General features: G+C 61.3%; 15 protein-coding genes and 1 pseudogene. 10 read left to right on the top strand and 6 right to left on the bottom strand.

All coding sequences use genetic code 11. The features are described 5' to 3' along the window. Window positions 1-16 precede the first annotated feature (16 nt). From FME97_RS02225 to FME97_RS12530, 3 genes are all read right to left on the bottom strand, one after another. Entirely contained in the window at window positions 17-2,290 is a 2,274-nt protein-coding gene (locus FME97_RS02225) for a TonB-dependent receptor (RefSeq protein WP_141427668.1), read from the bottom strand. A 127-nt stretch (window positions 2,291-2,417) separates the two neighbouring features. Continuing rightward, window positions 2,418-2,786 carry a hypothetical protein gene (locus tag FME97_RS02220; RefSeq protein ID WP_232522915.1) on the bottom strand — a complete coding sequence of 123 codons (369 nt, stop codon included), beginning with the start codon at window positions 2,784-2,786 and terminating at the stop codon, window positions 2,418-2,420. 59 nt (window positions 2,787-2,845) lie between these two features. Then, window positions 2,846-3,028: a hypothetical protein gene (locus FME97_RS12530; protein WP_141427667.1), complete on the bottom strand. Its 183-nt coding sequence runs from the start codon at window positions 3,026-3,028 to the stop codon at window positions 2,846-2,848. 41 nt (window positions 3,029-3,069) lie between these two features. On the opposite strand from FME97_RS12530, the gene FME97_RS02210 reads away from it, so the two are divergent. The 4 genes from FME97_RS02210 (at window position 3,070) to FME97_RS02195 (ending at window position 6,554) form a co-directional block, all read left to right on the top strand. Then, window positions 3,070-3,678: a TetR/AcrR family transcriptional regulator gene (locus FME97_RS02210; RefSeq protein WP_141427666.1), complete on the top strand. Its 609-nt coding sequence runs from the start codon at window positions 3,070-3,072 to the stop codon at window positions 3,676-3,678. A 119-nt stretch (window positions 3,679-3,797) separates the two neighbouring features. Beyond that, entirely contained in the window at window positions 3,798-4,763 is a 966-nt protein-coding gene (locus FME97_RS02205; RefSeq protein WP_232522914.1) for a tyrosine-type recombinase/integrase, read from the top strand. 152 nt (window positions 4,764-4,915) lie between these two features. Continuing rightward, entirely contained in the window at window positions 4,916-5,704 is a 789-nt protein-coding gene (locus FME97_RS02200) for an MBL fold metallo-hydrolase (protein ID WP_141427664.1), read from the top strand. Window positions 5,705-5,738: 34 nt separating this feature from the next. Further along, entirely contained in the window at window positions 5,739-6,554 is an 816-nt protein-coding gene (locus FME97_RS02195; protein WP_141427663.1) for an SDR family oxidoreductase, read from the top strand. Between the two features lie 104 nt (window positions 6,555-6,658). Here the strand turns inward: FME97_RS02195 and FME97_RS02190 are convergent, their stop codons facing one another. Both FME97_RS02190 and yihA read right to left on the bottom strand, forming a co-directional pair. Beyond that, a complete protein-coding gene (locus FME97_RS02190) occupies window positions 6,659-7,600 on the bottom strand; it encodes a ribose-phosphate diphosphokinase (protein ID WP_141427662.1) in 942 nt (313 codons plus the stop codon). A gap of 86 nt (window positions 7,601-7,686) precedes the next feature. Further along, window positions 7,687-8,280, bottom strand: a complete 594-nt coding sequence (gene yihA, locus FME97_RS02185; RefSeq protein WP_141427661.1) for a ribosome biogenesis GTP-binding protein YihA/YsxC — start codon at window positions 8,278-8,280, stop codon at window positions 7,687-7,689. A gap of 217 nt (window positions 8,281-8,497) precedes the next feature. Here yihA and FME97_RS02180 point away from each other — a divergent pair, with 217 nt between their 5' ends. The 6 genes and pseudogenes from FME97_RS02180 (at window position 8,498) to FME97_RS02160 (ending at window position 13,155) form a co-directional block, all read left to right on the top strand. Next, window positions 8,498-9,544 (top strand): linear amide C-N hydrolase, encoded by a 1,047-nt coding sequence (locus FME97_RS02180; protein ID WP_141427660.1) that lies wholly within the window; start codon window positions 8,498-8,500, stop codon window positions 9,542-9,544. Between the two features lie 90 nt (window positions 9,545-9,634). Then, entirely contained in the window at window positions 9,635-10,000 is a 366-nt protein-coding gene (locus FME97_RS12650) for a glycosyltransferase (RefSeq protein WP_141427659.1), read from the top strand. Then, a complete protein-coding gene (locus FME97_RS02170) occupies window positions 9,916-10,512 on the top strand; it encodes a glycosyltransferase (protein WP_141427658.1) in 597 nt (198 codons plus the stop codon). The genes FME97_RS12650 and FME97_RS02170 overlap by 85 nt, the downstream gene beginning before the upstream one ends. A 113-nt stretch (window positions 10,513-10,625) precedes the next feature. Next, window positions 10,626-11,720: a BF3164 family lipoprotein gene (locus FME97_RS02165; RefSeq protein ID WP_141427657.1), complete on the top strand. Its 1,095-nt coding sequence runs from the start codon at window positions 10,626-10,628 to the stop codon at window positions 11,718-11,720. A 164-nt stretch (window positions 11,721-11,884) separates the two neighbouring features. After that, window positions 11,885-12,055, top strand: a pseudogene (locus FME97_RS12690) (hypothetical protein); the annotation flags it as partial. A 113-nt stretch (window positions 12,056-12,168) separates the two neighbouring features. Next, on the top strand, window positions 12,169-13,155 hold the full coding sequence (locus FME97_RS02160) for a BF3164 family lipoprotein (protein ID WP_162502044.1): 987 nt from the start codon (window positions 12,169-12,171) through the stop codon (window positions 13,153-13,155). A gap of 98 nt (window positions 13,156-13,253) precedes the next feature. Here the strand turns inward: FME97_RS02160 and FME97_RS02155 are convergent, their stop codons facing one another. Continuing rightward, window positions 13,254-14,801, bottom strand: coding sequence for an acyloxyacyl hydrolase (locus FME97_RS02155; protein WP_232522913.1), 1,548 nt, complete (start codon window positions 14,799-14,801; stop codon window positions 13,254-13,256). Window positions 14,802-15,813: the final 1,012 nt, after the last annotated feature.

Below are 15,813 nucleotides of genomic sequence, written 5' to 3'. Positions count from 1 at the left end.
CTCCTCTCCGCGCGTGTCACAGGGCGAACTTCGCACCCACGAAATAGGTCCGCGGCAGCGAGGGTCCGTAGATATATGCGGAGTCCTTGCTCGGTCCGAAGTCGAGGTCTCTCTGGTAGCTGTCGAAGAGGTTCTTCACGCCTGCGTTCAGCTCCAGCCGCAGTTGCTTCGTCAGACGGAAGGTGTACGAGAGCCTCATTCCCATGTCCCAGAAGGCAGGGGTGAGCCGCTCCTCGTCGTGTTCGACGACGCCTGCGTTGTGCTGTACGAGCATCCGTCCGGTGAAGTTCCCGAAGAGCGAAGCCGAAAGCGAACGCGTGATGGCGCAGTCGGCCGTCAGGAAACCGTAGTGGTCGGGCGAGCGGAACATGCGCCGCTGGGGCGTCACGTCGTCCGACCACCTCTCGGGTTCGTCGTAGCGGCTGCGCTGGAAGGTGTATCCCATCTGTATTTCGAATAGGCCCGGGATGCCGGCCTTGAACTCCGCGCCGATGCCTGCCACGGTGGCTCCCGAGGCGTTGCGGCGCTCCTTTATGATGTTGCCCTGGTCGTCTTCGCCGATTTTCTCGAGCGTGAATACGTCGTCGAGCATGGTGTAGAATCCTTCGACGAGCAGGTTGGTCCGGATGCGCCCGAACGTACGGTACAGGTCGGCCGAAGCGCTCACGCTGTGCGAATATTCGGGTCTGAGGTCGGGGGCGAGACGGATGACCGACACCTTGCTGTCCAGCGCGTCGATGTGCAGGTCCTCGTTGTAAGCCTGCGGCGCGCGGTAGCCGCTCGCGTAGCTGAGCCGGAGCCCGAGCCGCTCCGTGGGGCTGTAACGCAGGTTGATGCGTGGCGAGAAGACGGCCTTCTGCATCATGTTGTGCTTGTCCACACGGCCTCCGATGAGCAGATTGAGTTTTTCGCTCCGCCACTCGTTCTGGAAAAAGACCCCGGTGCTGCGGCTCGTCTGCCGCAGGTCGCGGTTCAGCCCGAGGTATTCGTCGTGCAGGGAGTTCCGGTTGTATTCGACGCCTGCGGTGAGTTCCGAGGGAAGGAACAGCAGTTTTTCGAACGTGTAGGTGTATTGCGCTCCCGCCACGAGTGTTCCGTCGCTCGTGGCCCCGTAGGTGTCGGGATTCCGTCCGGTGCCGAAGTAGCTGTCGCGGTCTATGCCCTGGGCCGAGGCATAGACACCCGCCCGGTGACGGCCGTTCGGACTGAAATAGTCGAACTTCACGCCTCCGCCGTCGATTTTGTGGTCGAGTTGCTCGGCTATGTCGGCCATGTGGGGCGGACGGTTCAGTGCGTTTCCTCCGCGGCGGAACTCGTGGATATGGTGGTATTCGGCCGTCAGACGCATGTAGGGCGATAGTTTGTAGTAGGCGCGGAATCCCGCCGTTTCGGTGTTGAGTGCCGGGATGTCCGAGAATCCGTCGCCGTTGCGGTCGTAAGAGTCCCTGTCGCGGACCATGCCGAAGAGGTAAACCCCCGCGCGGTAGTCGTCCGAGACGAACGACCCGTTGAGCGCCGTGTTGAAGTCGGCCGCGCCGTCCTCGAGCAGGTTCGTCGTGTTCGACAGTGCGAGGGAGTTGCGCTGCGGCTCCTTGGTGATGATGTTCACCACGCCGCCGATGGCGTTGGCCCCGAAGAGCGCGGAACCTCCTCCGCGGATCACTTCCACGCGTTCGATCATCGAGACGGGAAGCTGTTCCAAACCGTACATGGCGGCCAGGGAGCTGAAGATCGGGCGGCTGTCGAGCAGCACCTGCGAGTATTGGCCTTCGAGGCCGTTGATGCGCAGCTGTGTCGTGCCGCAGTTGCCGCAGTTGTTTTCGACGCGCAGTCCCGACTGGAAGTTCATCGTTTCGGCCAGGTTGCACGAGGCGGTGGCTTCGAAAAGTTTTCCGGAGGCCACCGAAACGATCGTCGGCGAGTATTTTTTGTTGGTCTCCGTGCGGCTGGCCGAGACGACGATCTCCTCGACGGCAAGCGCCTCCTCCTCCAGGGCGAAGTCGGCCCGGACCGTTTCTCCGGCTTCGAGGCGAAGCTCCTGTTCCGCGGATTTGTAGCCTACCGCGGCCGCGATGAGCGTGAGTCGTCCCGTGGGCAGGTTGTTCAGGGTGAAGCGTCCCGAGGCGTCGGCGGCGATGCCGACGGTGGTTCCTTTGACGGCCAGCGTCGCGTAGGCGAGGCCCGTGCCGGTCCGGGCGTCCGTGACGGTGCCCGAGACGTGTGCGCCGTTTCGCTTCCCGGCGACGGCGGTCTGTTCCGTGGCAGGATGCGCCACGGCGGCGAGGAGCATACCGAATGCCCCCCAATATGTATTTTCGCATTGGATTCTGTTTTTCGGATGATACTGACAGGATACGGCGCCCGGCGGGCATGGCCCGGGGAACCTTCTCCGGCGGCATCGGCCGGAGGAACGTATGTCAGTGCGCGGGAGGTGCGCGCAGCCCGAACATGCGGAGCGGGAGCCGCGGCCGGCTGACCGGTTCCCGTTCCGGATAGACGAAGCGGACGCCCGACAGGCGCAGGGCGAACGTCAGGCTCCATGCCGCCGTCATCACCAGCAGCGACAGGTGCGCGATGAGCTGGAACTGTTGCGGCGTATGCGTCTGCGCCGCGCCGTTCGATGCGCCCGAGAAGGGGTGCGAGTGGACGATGACGTGACCGTTCACGTCGTGCGCGTGGGGGAACAGCGTGATGCAGCTCCAGTACCCCGCGAAGAGGGTCAGAAGCAGCGCCGCACCTATATTTCGTCCGTATCCGCGCATGAACAGGTTCGTCGTTCGGCGCAAAGATACGGAATTCCGGCGAACCTCCCAACGCCGAACCGGGCATTTTGTGGAAATACCTCCTACAGGCTCTTTCCCGAAATCGCTTTTCCGCGTTCTTCTTTCGGATGCCGTCTTCCCGGATTTTCTTTCCCGGAATCTCCTGCGGGGGCTTTCGGCCCTTTTTCGGCTCTCTTTTCCCGTTTTTGCGGATAAGGTGGCGGTCCGGACGCAAAAACTTGCTCCGTTTCACGGTTTTTGCGCATATTTTGCGTATATTTGTTTGAACCAAAGCGACTCATCGGTCATGACTCCCAAAGATTGCATCGTGGAACGGACCATGCGCATGTTCGTCTCGCATGGTATCCGGGCGGTGCGCATGGACGACGTTGCGCAGCAGTTGGGTGTTTCGAAACGTTCGCTGTACGAACTCTTCGGCGACAAGGAGGGGCTGCTCTATCAGGCGATGGTCCGTTATTTCGACGATTCGCGCCGGCGCTGGGCCGAGCTGAGCGCCGGGGCGGGCAATGTGCTCGAACAGTTGTTCATGGTGCTGGGCGACGTCATGGACCGGTCGGAGGAGACCGGCCGGCTGATGGACAGTCTGAAGAGGCTTTATCCCGCCGTACACGACAAGCTCATGCGCGAAGGCTCCGTCCGGAACCGTGAGGAGCTGCGTGCGATGCTCCGTCAGGGGATCGCCGACGGGCTTTTCATCGGCAGCATAGACATCGACTTGGCGATCTCGGTGCTCTACTACACGGCTTCCGCGCTCGTCTCGCGCCGCGATCTGCTGCTGCCCGAGGGCATCTCCGAACGGAAGGCCTTCGTGCAGATCGTCAGCACCTTTTTCCGCGGTATCTCGACGGCCGAGGGACTGCGGCTCGTGGACGCCTACCGCGCACGCTACGAATAGTCCTTACCTTCCTTCTTTCGCTTTTCTCCGGCCGTTCCGTCCTCCTTTCCGTCCCGCCGGGACGGATGCGGTCCGAACGGGATATAATTGCGACCTTTCGATGCAATAATCGAAAGCGTATGAAAACAAAGCGAATCGAAAGCCGCCGGCCGGAGGTCGGCGGCCCGTCCGGAAGGCGCATCTCCTTTCCGGACTACCTGCGGCGGCAGATCGAGCGGCTCACCGAGAGCGGCCGGCTCGGCACGGCGCGCAACTACCTGCGGACGTGGAACAGCCTGAACGCCTTTCTGGCCGGGAAACCCTTTCCGATGCACCGGTTCGACAGCCGTTTCGTGGAGGAGTACGGAGAGTGGCTCCGGCGGCGGGGCGTGGTGCGCAACACCGTCTCGTTTTATATGCGCGTGCTGCGTTCGGTCTATAACCGGGCGGTCGGCGAACGGCTCGTCGCGCAGACCCATCCTTTCGGAAACGTCTATACGGGGATAGACCGCACGCGCAAGCGGGCCGTGGACGAGCGGATCATCGGACGTTTGAGCCGGCTCGATCTGCGCGGGTCGGCGCCGCTCGCGCTGGCCCGCGATCTTTTCGTCTTCAGCTACTGCGCCCGGGGCATGGCGTTCGTGGACATGGCGTTTCTGCGGCGGCAGGACATCCGCGACGGGGTGGTGCACTACGTCCGTCACAAGACCGGCCAGCCGCTGAGCGTGCGTCTCGAGCCGTGTATGCAGGCCATCGTGGCGCGCTATGCCGGCCGTGCGCCCGGCTCGCCTTACGTCTTTCCGGTGCTGAAGTCCGGGGAGTTCGGCAGCGCCTACCGCCAGTATCAGGTGGCCCTGAACTACTACAACCGCCAGCTCAAGCGGCTCGCCGCGCTGGTGGGACTGGAGACGGGACTCTCCTCCTACACCTCGCGCCACAGCTGGGCCACCGCCGCGCGGAATCACGAGGTCCCGCTGCCCGTCATCAGCGCGGGACTGGGCCACACCTCCGAACACACGACGCGCATCTACCTCGACTGTCTGGAGAGTTCGGTGATCGACCGGGCCAACCGGGCGATCGTCGCCTGCCTCGCGGGCGGGGAGTGAGACGCGCGGGCGGAATGCGGGGCCGTGCGGCGACGGGTGTGTCGTGCGGCGGCGCGGGATGCGGTGCGGCGGATTTTCCCGGAAAGCCTCCGGACGGTGCGCCGCGCTTGCGTTTTATTTCGTATATTTGCGACGATGAAAACCGCGATCGGATGAAACTCACCTTTCTGGGAACCGGCACGTCGCAGGGCGTGCCCGTCATCGGCTGCCGCTGCGGCGTCTGCACGTCGCCCGACCGCCGCGACCGGCGGCTGCGCACCTCGGCGATGGTCGAGACGCGCGGGGTCCGGCTGGTGATCGACGCCGGGCCGGATTTCCGCTACCAGATGCTCCGCACGGGGGTGCGGCGTCTCGATGCCATCCTGCTCACGCACGAGCACAAGGACCATATCGGCGGACTGGACGACGTGCGCGCCTTCAATTTCGTCGATTATCCCCCGACGGTCCGCAAGGTCGATCTTTACGCCGCACCGCGCACCGCGGCCTGCGTGCGCAAGGATTTCGATTACGCCTTTGCGCAGGACAAGTACCGCGGCGTGCCGGAGATCGAGCTGCACGAGATCGACGTTTCGCGGCCGTTCGAGGTCCGGGGCGTCGGTGTCACGCCCGTCTCGGGGCATCACTCCGACCGCTTCGCCGTGACGGGCTACCGTATCGGTCCGCTGGCCTACCTGACCGATTTCAAGACGATCGGGCGGGCCGAGGAGGAGAAGCTGCTCGGCGTGGAGGTGCTGGTGGTCAATGCGCTGCGCTTCGAGCCGCACTACTCGCATTTCAACGTGGAGGAGGCGCTGGAGCTGATCCGCCGTGTCGCTCCGCGCGAGGCGTACCTGACGCACATGTCGCACGACATCGGACGGCAGGCCGCCACCGAAGCGACGCTTCCGCCGCATGTGCACATGGCCTACGACACGCTCCGGGTGGAGATCGGAACCGAGTGACGTTCCGGCCGCGGAGGGAAAAACATAAAACACTATGAAAACACTCAAGGATAAGGTTATCGTCATTACGGGCGCTTCGTCGGGGATCGGCGAGGCGATGGCCCGCGAATACGCCGCCCGGGGCGCGAAGGTCGTGCTCGGCGCGCGCAGCGTGCAGAAGTTGCAGCTCCTCGCGGGCGAAATCCGCCGCCACGGCGGGCAGGCCGCCTACTGCGGCGTGGACGTCACGCGGCCGGAGGAGTGCCGCGGGCTGATCGACACCGCCGTGCGGGAGTTCGGCGGGGTGGACGTACTCGTCTGCAATGCGGGCATTTCGATGCGCGCTCTCTTCGACGACGTGGAGCTGGAGGTGCTGCACCGTCTGATGGACGTCAATTTCTGGGGCACGGTGAACTGCTGCAAGTACGCGCTGCCGTACCTGCAGCGTGCGAAGGGGTCGATCGTCGGGGTCTCCTCGGTGGCCGGCCTGCACGGCCTGCCCGGCCGCACGGGCTATTCAGCCTCGAAGTACGCCATGACGGGCTTCCTGGAGACGCTCCGCATCGAGAATCTCCGCAAGGGGCTGCACGTGATGATCGCCTGTCCGGGCTTCACGGCTTCGAACGTCCGCTTCTCGGCCCTCACGGCCGACGGGTCGCAGCAGGGCGAGACGCCGCGCGACGAGTCGAAGATGATGAGCCCCGTCGAGGTGGCCCGTATCGTGGAGCGGGGCATTCTGCGCCGCAAGCGGCTCTGCCTGATGGAGGCCGAGGGGCGCGCCACGCATTTCGTCAAGAAGTTCGCTCCGGCGTTCCTCGACCGCATGTTCTACATGGTGATGGCCCGCGAGCCGGATTCGCCGCTCAGGTGACCGCATCCCGGCGCCGGGTCTTCCGGCATTGCCGTCCGTGAAATGACAGAAAGGGCGCTTCGACAACCGAAGCGCCCTTTCTCTGCCTCTCTCCGTCGAAGAGCCTATTTGAAGAAAATCGACGAGATCTCCTTGTAGTTGTGAACCCGTTCGATGACGTCGGCGAAAATGTCGGCCACCGACAGCACCGTGAACTTGTGCAGGTCCTTGTCGGGGTTGAGCGGGATGGTGTCCGTCACGATCACCTCCTCCAGCGCGCTGTCGTTGATGCGCTCGTAGGCTGGGCCCGACAGCACGGGGTGGGTGATGGCGGCGCGGACGCTCTTCGCCCCGCGGGCCATGAGCATGTCGGCGGCCATGCAGATCGTGCCGGCCGTGTCGATCATGTCGTCCACGATCAGCACGTTGCGGCCTTCGACGTCGCCGATGGCGGTCATCTTGCCCACGACATTGGCCTTGGCGCGCTCCTTGTGCGAAATGATGATCGGTGCGCCGAGGTGTTTGGCATAGGTGTTCGCACGCTTGGCGCCGCCCATGTCGGGCGCGGCGATCGAGAGGTCCTCGATTCGCAGGCTCTCGATATAGGGGACGAAGATGCCGCTGGCGTAGAGGGCGTCCACCGGAATGTCGAAGAAACCCTGTATCTGGTCGGCGTGCAGGTCCATCGTCATGATGCGGTCCACGCCCGCGGCCATGAGCAGGTTGGCCACCAGTTTGGCGCCGATCGGCACGCGGGGCCGGTCCTTGCGGTCCTGGCGCGCCCAGCCGAAGTAGGGCATCACGGCCACGACCTTGTAGGCCGAGGCGCGGCGTGCGGCGTCGATCATCATCAGCAGCTCCATGAGGTTGTCCGAGGGCGGGAAGGTCGATTGGATGATGAAGACCGTGCAGCCGCGGATCGACTCGTTGTAGGAGGGCTGGAACTCGCCGTCGCTGAAACGCAGCACCTCCGATTGTCCGAGGGTCGTGCCGAAGCTCGCGGCGATTTTCTGGGCCAGGTATTCCGAACCGCGGCCCGAAAAGATCTTGATTTTGTGGATAGCCATTTGTGCGATGGGTTGTTTGACGTTGCAAATATAAGGCAATGCGCCGAGAAAACGGCCCCTCGGGGCCGCGTTTTTTCAACATTCGGTTAAACTTTCAGGCATTCGCCGATGAAATCGAGGATTTCCTCGCGTCCCGTGCCGCGTTCGGACGACGAGACGAACATCGGCGGCAGTTCCTCCCATGTCTCCGAAAGCCGTTTACGGTAGCGCTCCACGCTCTTTTCGCACTGGGTTTTCGAGAGCTTGTCGGCTTTGGTGAAAACGATGCCGAACGGTACGCCGTGTTCGCCCAGCATGTCGATGAACCGGAGGTCGATGCGCTGGGGCTCGAGGCGGATGTCCGCCAGCACGAACAGGAAGTGCATCTTCCCGCAGCGGAGCACGTAGTCGGTGATGAGCGTCGAGAACCCGTTGCGCACGGTCTTCGACGTGCGGGCGTAGCCGTAGCCGGGCAGGTCCACCAGATACCATGCGTTGTCGATGCGGAAGTGGTTGATGAGCCGCGTCTTGCCGGGTGTTCCCGAGACTTTGGCCAGCCCCGGGCGGCCGGTGAGCATGTTGATGAGCGACGATTTGCCGACGTTGCTGCGCCCGATGAAGGCGATGTCGCGCAGCCCGTCCTTCGGGACCTGCGAGATGCGTTCGGAACTGCATCGGAATTCGGCTTTCGAGATTTTCATCGTGCGGGTGTTTTTTCGGCGCGCGCCGGACGCTTCGCCCCCGGGCGGCGCGGCGGTGTCTGCGCAAAGGTAGTGCAATCCGCGCGCACCGCCAAATTTACGGCCGTCCTTTCCCCGCATTTCCGGTCCGCCGGGGACTTCCGTTCGTTGCCGCAGGGCCGTTCCGTTCACTTTTGCATCGGATTTGCAGCGTTCGGACCGAAAAACACTCTTAGCCATGAAAACACATCTCCTTGCGGCGCTCTGCGCCGCCGCATTCGCCCTTTCGCTCCGGTCCGGCGCCGATGCCTGCACGCGCGCCGTCTATGTCGGTCCCGGCGGCATGGTCGCCACGGGGCGCACGATGGACTGGCGCGAAGACCCGCTCACCAACCTCTATCTTTTCCCGCGCGGCGCGGTCCGCCGCGGTGCGCTGACCGACGACACCGTTCGCTGGACCTCGAAGTACGGCTCGCTCTCCGCGGCCGGCTACGACATCGGCATCGCCGACGGCATGAACGAGGCGGGGCTGACTGCCAGCCTGCTCTTCCTGCCCGAATCGGTCTATGAACGGTCCGGCGATACCCGGCCCGTCATGGGGCTGAGCATCTGGACGCAGTACGTGCTGGACAATTTCGCCACGGTCGCCGAGGCCGTCGCCGAACTGGGGAAGGAGGCGTTCCGCATCGACGCGCCGGACCTGCCGAACGGCGTGCCTGCACGCCTGCACCTCGCCGTTTCGGACGCCACGGGCGACAGCGCGGTCTTCGAGTACCTCGGCGGCCGGCTCGTCATCCATCACGGCCCGCAATGCCGTGTGCTGACCAATTCGCCCTCCTACGACCGCCAGTTGGCGATTCTCGGCTATTGGCGCCAGATCGGCGGCCTGACGATGCTGCCTGGGACCAATCGCTCCTCGGACCGTTTCGTGCGCGCCTCGTTCTATATCGAAGCCGTCGTGCAGAGCGCCGATCCGGCGATCGCCGTGCCTGCCGTCATGTCGGTCATGCGCAACGTGTCGGTTCCTTACGGCATCTCGACACCCGACATGCCGCACATCGCCTCGACGCGCTGGCGCACGGTCTGCGATCAGAAAAACCGCGTCTGCTATTTCGAGCCGACGCTCGGCATGGAGGTTTTCCGGGTCGATCTGCGGAAGGTGGATTTCGCTCCCGGGAGCGGCGAACGGGTCCTGCGCCTGACCGAGGGGCAGAGCTATTCGGGCGACGTCACGACGGAGTTCCGCTCCTCGGAGAAGCCCTTCGGATTCCTTTTCGGCGTGTAAGGCGGCCCTGTCCGCCGGATTCGTGCGCGCCGCGCTTGCCGAATGGCTGAAATTCCCTACCTTTGTCTCCGGACAAAACCGGATTTCATCATGGAGAATTTCAGCCATTTCCTCATCACCCGCTTCAACCTGAACCTCTACGAGCGGGACAAACACGCGGCCCCGACCCGCACGGCGCGGTGGCTCGAACACCGTTTCGAGGTCTTCGAACGCTACTGCCTGCCTTCGGTGGCGGCCCAGACGGCGACGGATTTCAGGTGGCTGTGCCTGTTCGACGCCGCCACGCCCGAACCCTACCGCCGCCGCATTGCGTCCTACCGCGCCGTGTGTCCCCGCTTCGAGGCGGTGTACTATACGGCCGCCCAGACGGCGTGTCTGACCGAAAGCCTGCGCGGTACGATCCGCTCGGTTCTCGCGGCGGAACACGGTTCCACCCCCCCCCTCACGGTCTGCTGATTACGACCAATCTGGACAATGACGACGCTCTGGCGAGCGACGCCCTCGAACTGCTCCGGCGCGAAATCCGCCCCTGTCCCGGCAAGCGGATATACAGCCTGCTCTACGGCTACCAGTACTTCACCTCCGAGCGCTTCCTGCTCAAGATGCGCTACACGAACAACCATTTCCTGACGCTCGTCGAACCCTTCGACGACCGTGCCGAAACGATCATCGCCTACCGGCACACGCGCGCCATCCGTCAGCAACCCACCGTCTATATCTCCTCTCCGCACGGCAAGTGGCTCGAAATCGTTCACGAAGACAACGTGAGCAACGATCTGCGCATCAATGCCAAGGTCCGCAATATTCCCGTGCTGCGGGGCCGGACGTTTTCCGATTTCGGCCTTCCGGAGCTGCGCGTCACGGCCCGGAGGCAGTGGTTTCAGACGCTGTTCCTGCTTCCGGTGCGTTTCCTCGTGACGGGCGCGAAGCGGCTGCGGGGCAAGCGGGCGCGGCTGCGGAGAAAATAACCGGGATTTTATTTGCCGTTCCGGCGGATTTTCGGTAAATTCGGACCGCAGGCTCCGCTGACGCCTGCGGCCGGCGGCATATTGCGCCGGTCCGACCCGAAACCGATTCCGCCATGATCCGCTTTCCGTTTCTCCTGCTCTGCCTGCTGCTGTCGGTCGCCTGCGGCCGTCGGCACACCGCCGTAACCGACCCCGAATTCTCCGCGACGGCCCCCGGCGATTCGCTGCACGCCATGCGCATTCCCGTCGGCGGGGACTTCCTGGGCGAATACCCGGTGCTGACCCTCGGGGAGCGTATCGTGATGCAGAATCCGTTCCGGTTGGACAAGTGCTATTCAGTCTGTCGTTTTTCGGGCGATTCGCTGGTGAAGGAAGGGGAGTTCCTCATGCGCGGCCGGGGACCGCTGGAAATGATGATTCCGCAGGGTGTCTTCGATCCGGAAGCGGAGCGTTTGACCGTGTTCGGACTCTATAACGGGGAAAACCGGATGCTCCGGATCGGTTCCGGCGATTTGTACGATCCGTCGCGGTGGGAATACGGGACGCTGGACTTTCTGGAAGGCTACCAGTTGGAGTCGCCTTGCCGGCTGACCGATACGACCTTTCTGACGATCGGACACACCGTCGAATCGTTCAGCCCGTTTTCGATCCTCGACCCCGGAGGCGAGCGGGTCACGCCGCTCGATTTCCGGTTCCCGGAGCCGCCGCTCGATCTGCCGGCTTTGCAGCAGGCGATATTTTGGACCGGCTGGTTGCACAGGCATCCGCAGCGTAGCCGCTTTCTGTACAGCAACCAGAATTTCCGCTATCTGCTCGTCTTCGACGTGACGGAGGACGGCCGGGTAGAGGTCGTGCGGAGGCTTTACGACAAGATGCCGGAGGCGCATCCCTCCGGCGATCCGGGGCATCAGTTCGACATGGACGATTCCTGTCCGCACGGTTTTTTCCCGCTGGCCGTGGACGATCGCTTCATCTATGTGGGTTATATGCAGGATACCTACGGCGAGCAGCGGGAACGGGTGCGTGCCGGGGATCTTCGCCAGTTGTTTCCCTCGCGCATCAACGTTTACGACTGGGACGGGAACTTCGTCCGGCGACTCGTTCTGGACCGGCCCGTCGGCCCGATGGTCGTGCACGACGGCCGGCTGATCGCTTGGTCGGTCGATCCCGAGACGGCCGAGGAGATGTTGGTACGGTATGATCTTTAGGTGTATGCCTCGGTTATTTGGAGTGTAGTAGATTGAATCGTTTTTTATGTCGCTAATTGATTGGTTTGTGTGTGATATAAAATGTAATTTTGATTTTTAATAATTGTTGTGTGTGTTTAAAAGTGTAAGTCTATTGTTTGCATTAAAAAAAGAAGTGCTATTTTGGTTTGGTAGTAGTCGCTTTGTTCGCAGGAGTTTCTACGTATATGGCGAATCGGGATTCGGAAATGACGGATCTGATGAGAGCGGATATCGAGGCATTGTCCGCTGATGAAACGGGTGATGGTACGACGGAAATGGGACAAATATATGATGCCAAAAAAGTTCGAGAATGAAGTCGGTTTTTATATTTGTAATATGTTTATTTATAATAAGTTGCAATGGTTCTGCGTCTCGAGTCACTCATGCCGATTTCCTTGAAAATGCTCCCGGCGATTCGCTGCACGCCGTGCGCATTCCCGTCGGCGGGGACTTCCTGGGCGAATACCCGGTGCTGACCTTCGGGGAGCGTATCGTGATGCGGAATCCGTTCCGCTCGGACAAATGCTATTCGATCTACTGTTTTTCGGGCGATTCGCTGGTGAAGGAGGGGGAGTTCCTCTCCCGGGGGCGCGGCCCGTATGAGATGCTTTATTCGGAGATCGGGTTCGACCCGGCGTCGGGGAGCCTCAATCTGCTGGCGATTCATAATCAGGAGAATCGGTTTTGCCGCGTGCGTTCGGATGCTCCGGAATATCTCTACGATCTGTCGCACTGGGAGTATAAGTCGCTGGCGGGGATCGGCAACCGTACGTGGATCACTTCCTGTCTGCTCGATCGTTCCTCGTATCTCATGTTGGGCTGTCAGGCCGATTCGCTCGCCATGTTTTCCCGTTTCGATGTCGATAGCGGACAGGTTACGCCGCTCGGATTCGAATTTCCCCGGACGTCGCTGGACCTCTCTCCGCTGGAGCAGCACGTCTTGTGGACGGGGAAATTGTATCGGCATCCGCAGCGGCATCGTTTTGTCTACTGCGCGCAGGATTTCAAATATCTTTTCGTTTTCGACCTGACGTCGGAGGGGAGGATTCAGTTGGTCCGGGGTGTGTACGATCGCCTTCCGGATTTGAAATGGGTAGATGATCCTCGAGAGTGGCATTATACGTTCGACGAGGCATGCGAAGAGGGTTTCGAGGCGGTAGCCGTGGACGAAGCGGGCATTTACGTCGTTTACACGCAATCCACCCATGGCGAACTGCGCCATGCGGTGAGAACCGGCTCCGCGCAGCCCGTCCGACCTGTCCGGATGAACGTTTACGACTGGGACGGGAACTTCGTCCGGCGGCTCGTTTTGGACCGGCCCGTCGGCCCGATGGTCGTGCACGACGGCCGGCTGATCGCTTGGTCGGTCGATCCCGAGACCGCCGAGGAGATGTTGGTGAGCTACACGCTGTAATCGCCTGCAAGCCGGTTTTCGAGACGACGGCCCTTCTGACGGAGGGCCGTCGTCGTTTCGGGGCGGGAGCGCCGCCGCTTCCCGCCGCGGCTCCCGGATCAGTAGTGCCGCGGATATTTGTTGTTGAAGCGGTAGCCGATGCCCAGCATGAGGAAGTTGGGCATGTGGAAATCCCGGAGCGAATAGCCGATATGCGCGAATGCGTTGCGCGTGATGCCCACCTTGAGCGTGAGCGTCTGGTAGAAGGCCTTCAGGTCGCCGCCCTTGTGCAGGACGTTCATGCCCAGTCCCAGCCCGATCGTGAAGTAGGGCATGACGAACTCGGCACGGCCCGAGAGACCCAGCGCGAGCTGCCTGTCGATCGTCGGACGTGCGAATTCCAGCGGAGCTCCGCCGCCGAGCTCCGCGATGCGGTCCGGGACATAGACATTCGCGCTGCCGTCGTATACGCCGTCGAGCGACAGTCCCGCGCGGAACTTGTAGCCGAAATTGTACAGGGCCGAGAAGTTGAATCCCACGACCGGATAGGTGTCGGGCGAGGCGTAGAGCACGTCGCCGACCTCCACGCCCTTGCTGCACCACGATCCGAACAGCACCAGATCGTAGCTGAAGTGTCTGCGGAATTCCGGCGCCGGGGTGCGTTGCGGGATTTCGGCCCGCTCCCGGCCGAAGTTGTAGGTCAGTCCGGCCCCGATGCCCGCCGAGTTCAGGCCCGCGTTCGGAATCTTGGTGTTGCCGTTGGAGAAGTGGGTGAGCGTGGGGCCGAAGGTGAGGTCCAGTTCGCGCGTGAGCATCCACCGGAGGAAGAAGTTCACGTTGAGGAAGGCGTTGATCTTCGACCCCATCATGGTGTTGAGGCGGTTGTCGTCCCGGTCGTAGGGTTTCCATCCGAACGAAAGGCCGAAATTCCATTCGTAGTCGAGCGACAGGCGGCGCGACAGGCGGGCGATGCGCGCTCCCTGGAACAGGTAGGCCGCGACGGGATTGCCCAGCTCCTGCGGATTGGCGAAGTCGTAGTAGGCGATGCCGAACCCCTGATAGACACCGCCGTAAGTCCGGTCCGCGGGCGATCCCGGCCGGAAGCGGAAGGAGTATTTCAGGTGTGCCGCGAGCGAGAGATCGACGGGCAACTGCGCGAGGTTCTCGCCCCGAAGAAAGGGGTTGATCGTGAAGATATGCTCGGGCCGGAACTCCGCGCCGATACGGTGCGTCAGCCGCCGGGGCCGCTTCCCGTCGCACTCCGGTGCGAAGGACGGCGGGGCGATGCCTCCGCTCCGGTCGTTCCGCCGCAGGGAATCCCGGACGGCAGGTTTCGTCTTCGGACGCTTTTGGGCGGCGGATTCCGTTCCGCTCCGGATCGTTCCGGACTGTTCCGCCGCCCCGGCCGCCCCGGTGCGGTCTTCCGTCATTCCGGTGCGGTCCTCCGTCATTCCGGTGCGGCCCGTCGCGTTTCCGTTCCGGAGCTTTCCGTCCTGCTCCGCCGCGGGACCGGCGGCTGTCGTCCCGGCCGCATTGTCCGTCGCGCTGCTTGCGCCGGCCGTCGTTCCGACCGTGCGGCCCGTTCTTTCCGCCGGAACGGTAGCGACGGGGAACAGCGACAACGCCCCTGCGAGGATTGCGGCGTACAGGTTCCCTCTTCTCTTCATTTCGGCGGATTTTCGGTTTTCGAATGTCGAAGTTACGAATTTTTCCGCAAACTCCTCCCTTTCCGCACCGAAACTTCCCGTGCTTCTTTCGGCGTGTCCGGCGTCCGGGGTGTGTCCCGATCGTCTTTTTTCGTATCTTTGATGTAGTCTGTATATGTTTAATTGACTACGAGCATATTACGAAGGACGCGCATGAGATAAGCTAACGGATAAGAAAAAGGAAAGTGTTCAGAAACACTATATTCTTAATATTCTTATGCTATCAAATAACTCTTCTGCGACAAAGATAGGAATAAAAACCGAGAATTCGAGCGAATTGAGGCAAGAAGGTTGAAAACAAGGGGTTTAGAGAGTAACGGACTGCGCTGTCGTAGCCAAATCGAAGCCATCGAAAAGACAACTGTTACTATCCCGTTACTCTGTTCCGAGTAGTAAAGGCAGTTTCGGACGGATTTCAAAACGCTGAAATACAAGCTCTATTCGTCTTGTTCCGACTGCAAATATAGCCGAAATTCCGTAAGTATACATAGAAATACGTTTTGTATGTGCGCAATATGTATTTCTACGTATACTTATGCAGCAGTAGGGGCTTTATGCCCGTCTGTGGACGATTCAGGAAAAGTCCGCAGGCTGAACCGGATAGAATAACGGGAAGCCCGGATAATAGGCTATTATATCAGTTAGTAATTATATATCATTAGTCATCAATAATATAAATGCATTTTTGAGAGTTGTAGGTAACAAAATAGCACCAAATCTATTCGCTGTTAAATTACCGGACGAATGCTGTCCACTCAAGGTGCAACAAAGGAATGGATAGGTACAAAATGGCATTCCACAAGATGTTGTCGGAGCAAGATGAGGGAAAATGGAAAGGCAAGGTATGGTCGTAGACCAGTTTCCACCTTTTCTTTTCCCTTCAAGATAGGTATGTGACTTAATATATTTTATTATCAGATATATAATACGGCAAATACCTAATTGAATAACAGAATAGTAACAACTTGGCAAT

Origin of the sequence: Alistipes dispar, from assembly GCF_006542685.1 — a bacterium.
GTDB lineage: Bacteria > Bacteroidota > Bacteroidia > Bacteroidales > Rikenellaceae > Alistipes > Alistipes dispar.
The sequence above is the reverse complement of the archived record's forward strand: the minus strand, read 5'-3'. Positions and strand labels throughout refer to the sequence as shown.

Coding starts and splice junctions, on each gene's coding strand:
- FME97_RS02190 (WP_141427662.1), bottom strand. CDS start 7,600: ATGGCTATCCACAAAATCAAGATCTTTTCGGGCCGCGGTTCGGAATAC.
- FME97_RS02180 (WP_141427660.1), top strand. CDS start 8,498: ATGAAAACACATCTCCTTGCGGCGCTCTGCGCCGCCGCATTCGCCCTT.
- yihA (WP_141427661.1), bottom strand. CDS start 8,280: ATGAAAATCTCGAAAGCCGAATTCCGATGCAGTTCCGAACGCATCTCG.
- FME97_RS02205 (WP_232522914.1), top strand. CDS start 3,798: ATGAAAACAAAGCGAATCGAAAGCCGCCGGCCGGAGGTCGGCGGCCCG.
- FME97_RS12650 (WP_141427659.1), top strand. CDS start 9,635: ATGGAGAATTTCAGCCATTTCCTCATCACCCGCTTCAACCTGAACCTC.
- FME97_RS02155 (WP_232522913.1), bottom strand. CDS start 14,801: ATGAAGAGAAGAGGGAACCTGTACGCCGCAATCCTCGCAGGGGCGTTG.
- FME97_RS02200 (WP_141427664.1), top strand. CDS start 4,916: ATGAAACTCACCTTTCTGGGAACCGGCACGTCGCAGGGCGTGCCCGTC.
- FME97_RS02195 (WP_141427663.1), top strand. CDS start 5,739: ATGAAAACACTCAAGGATAAGGTTATCGTCATTACGGGCGCTTCGTCG.
- FME97_RS12530 (WP_141427667.1), bottom strand. CDS start 3,028: ATGCGCAAAAACCGTGAAACGGAGCAAGTTTTTGCGTCCGGACCGCCA.
- FME97_RS02225 (WP_141427668.1), bottom strand. CDS start 2,290: ATGCTCCTCGCCGCCGTGGCGCATCCTGCCACGGAACAGACCGCCGTC.
- FME97_RS02165 (WP_141427657.1), top strand. CDS start 10,626: ATGATCCGCTTTCCGTTTCTCCTGCTCTGCCTGCTGCTGTCGGTCGCC.
- FME97_RS02210 (WP_141427666.1), top strand. CDS start 3,070: ATGACTCCCAAAGATTGCATCGTGGAACGGACCATGCGCATGTTCGTC.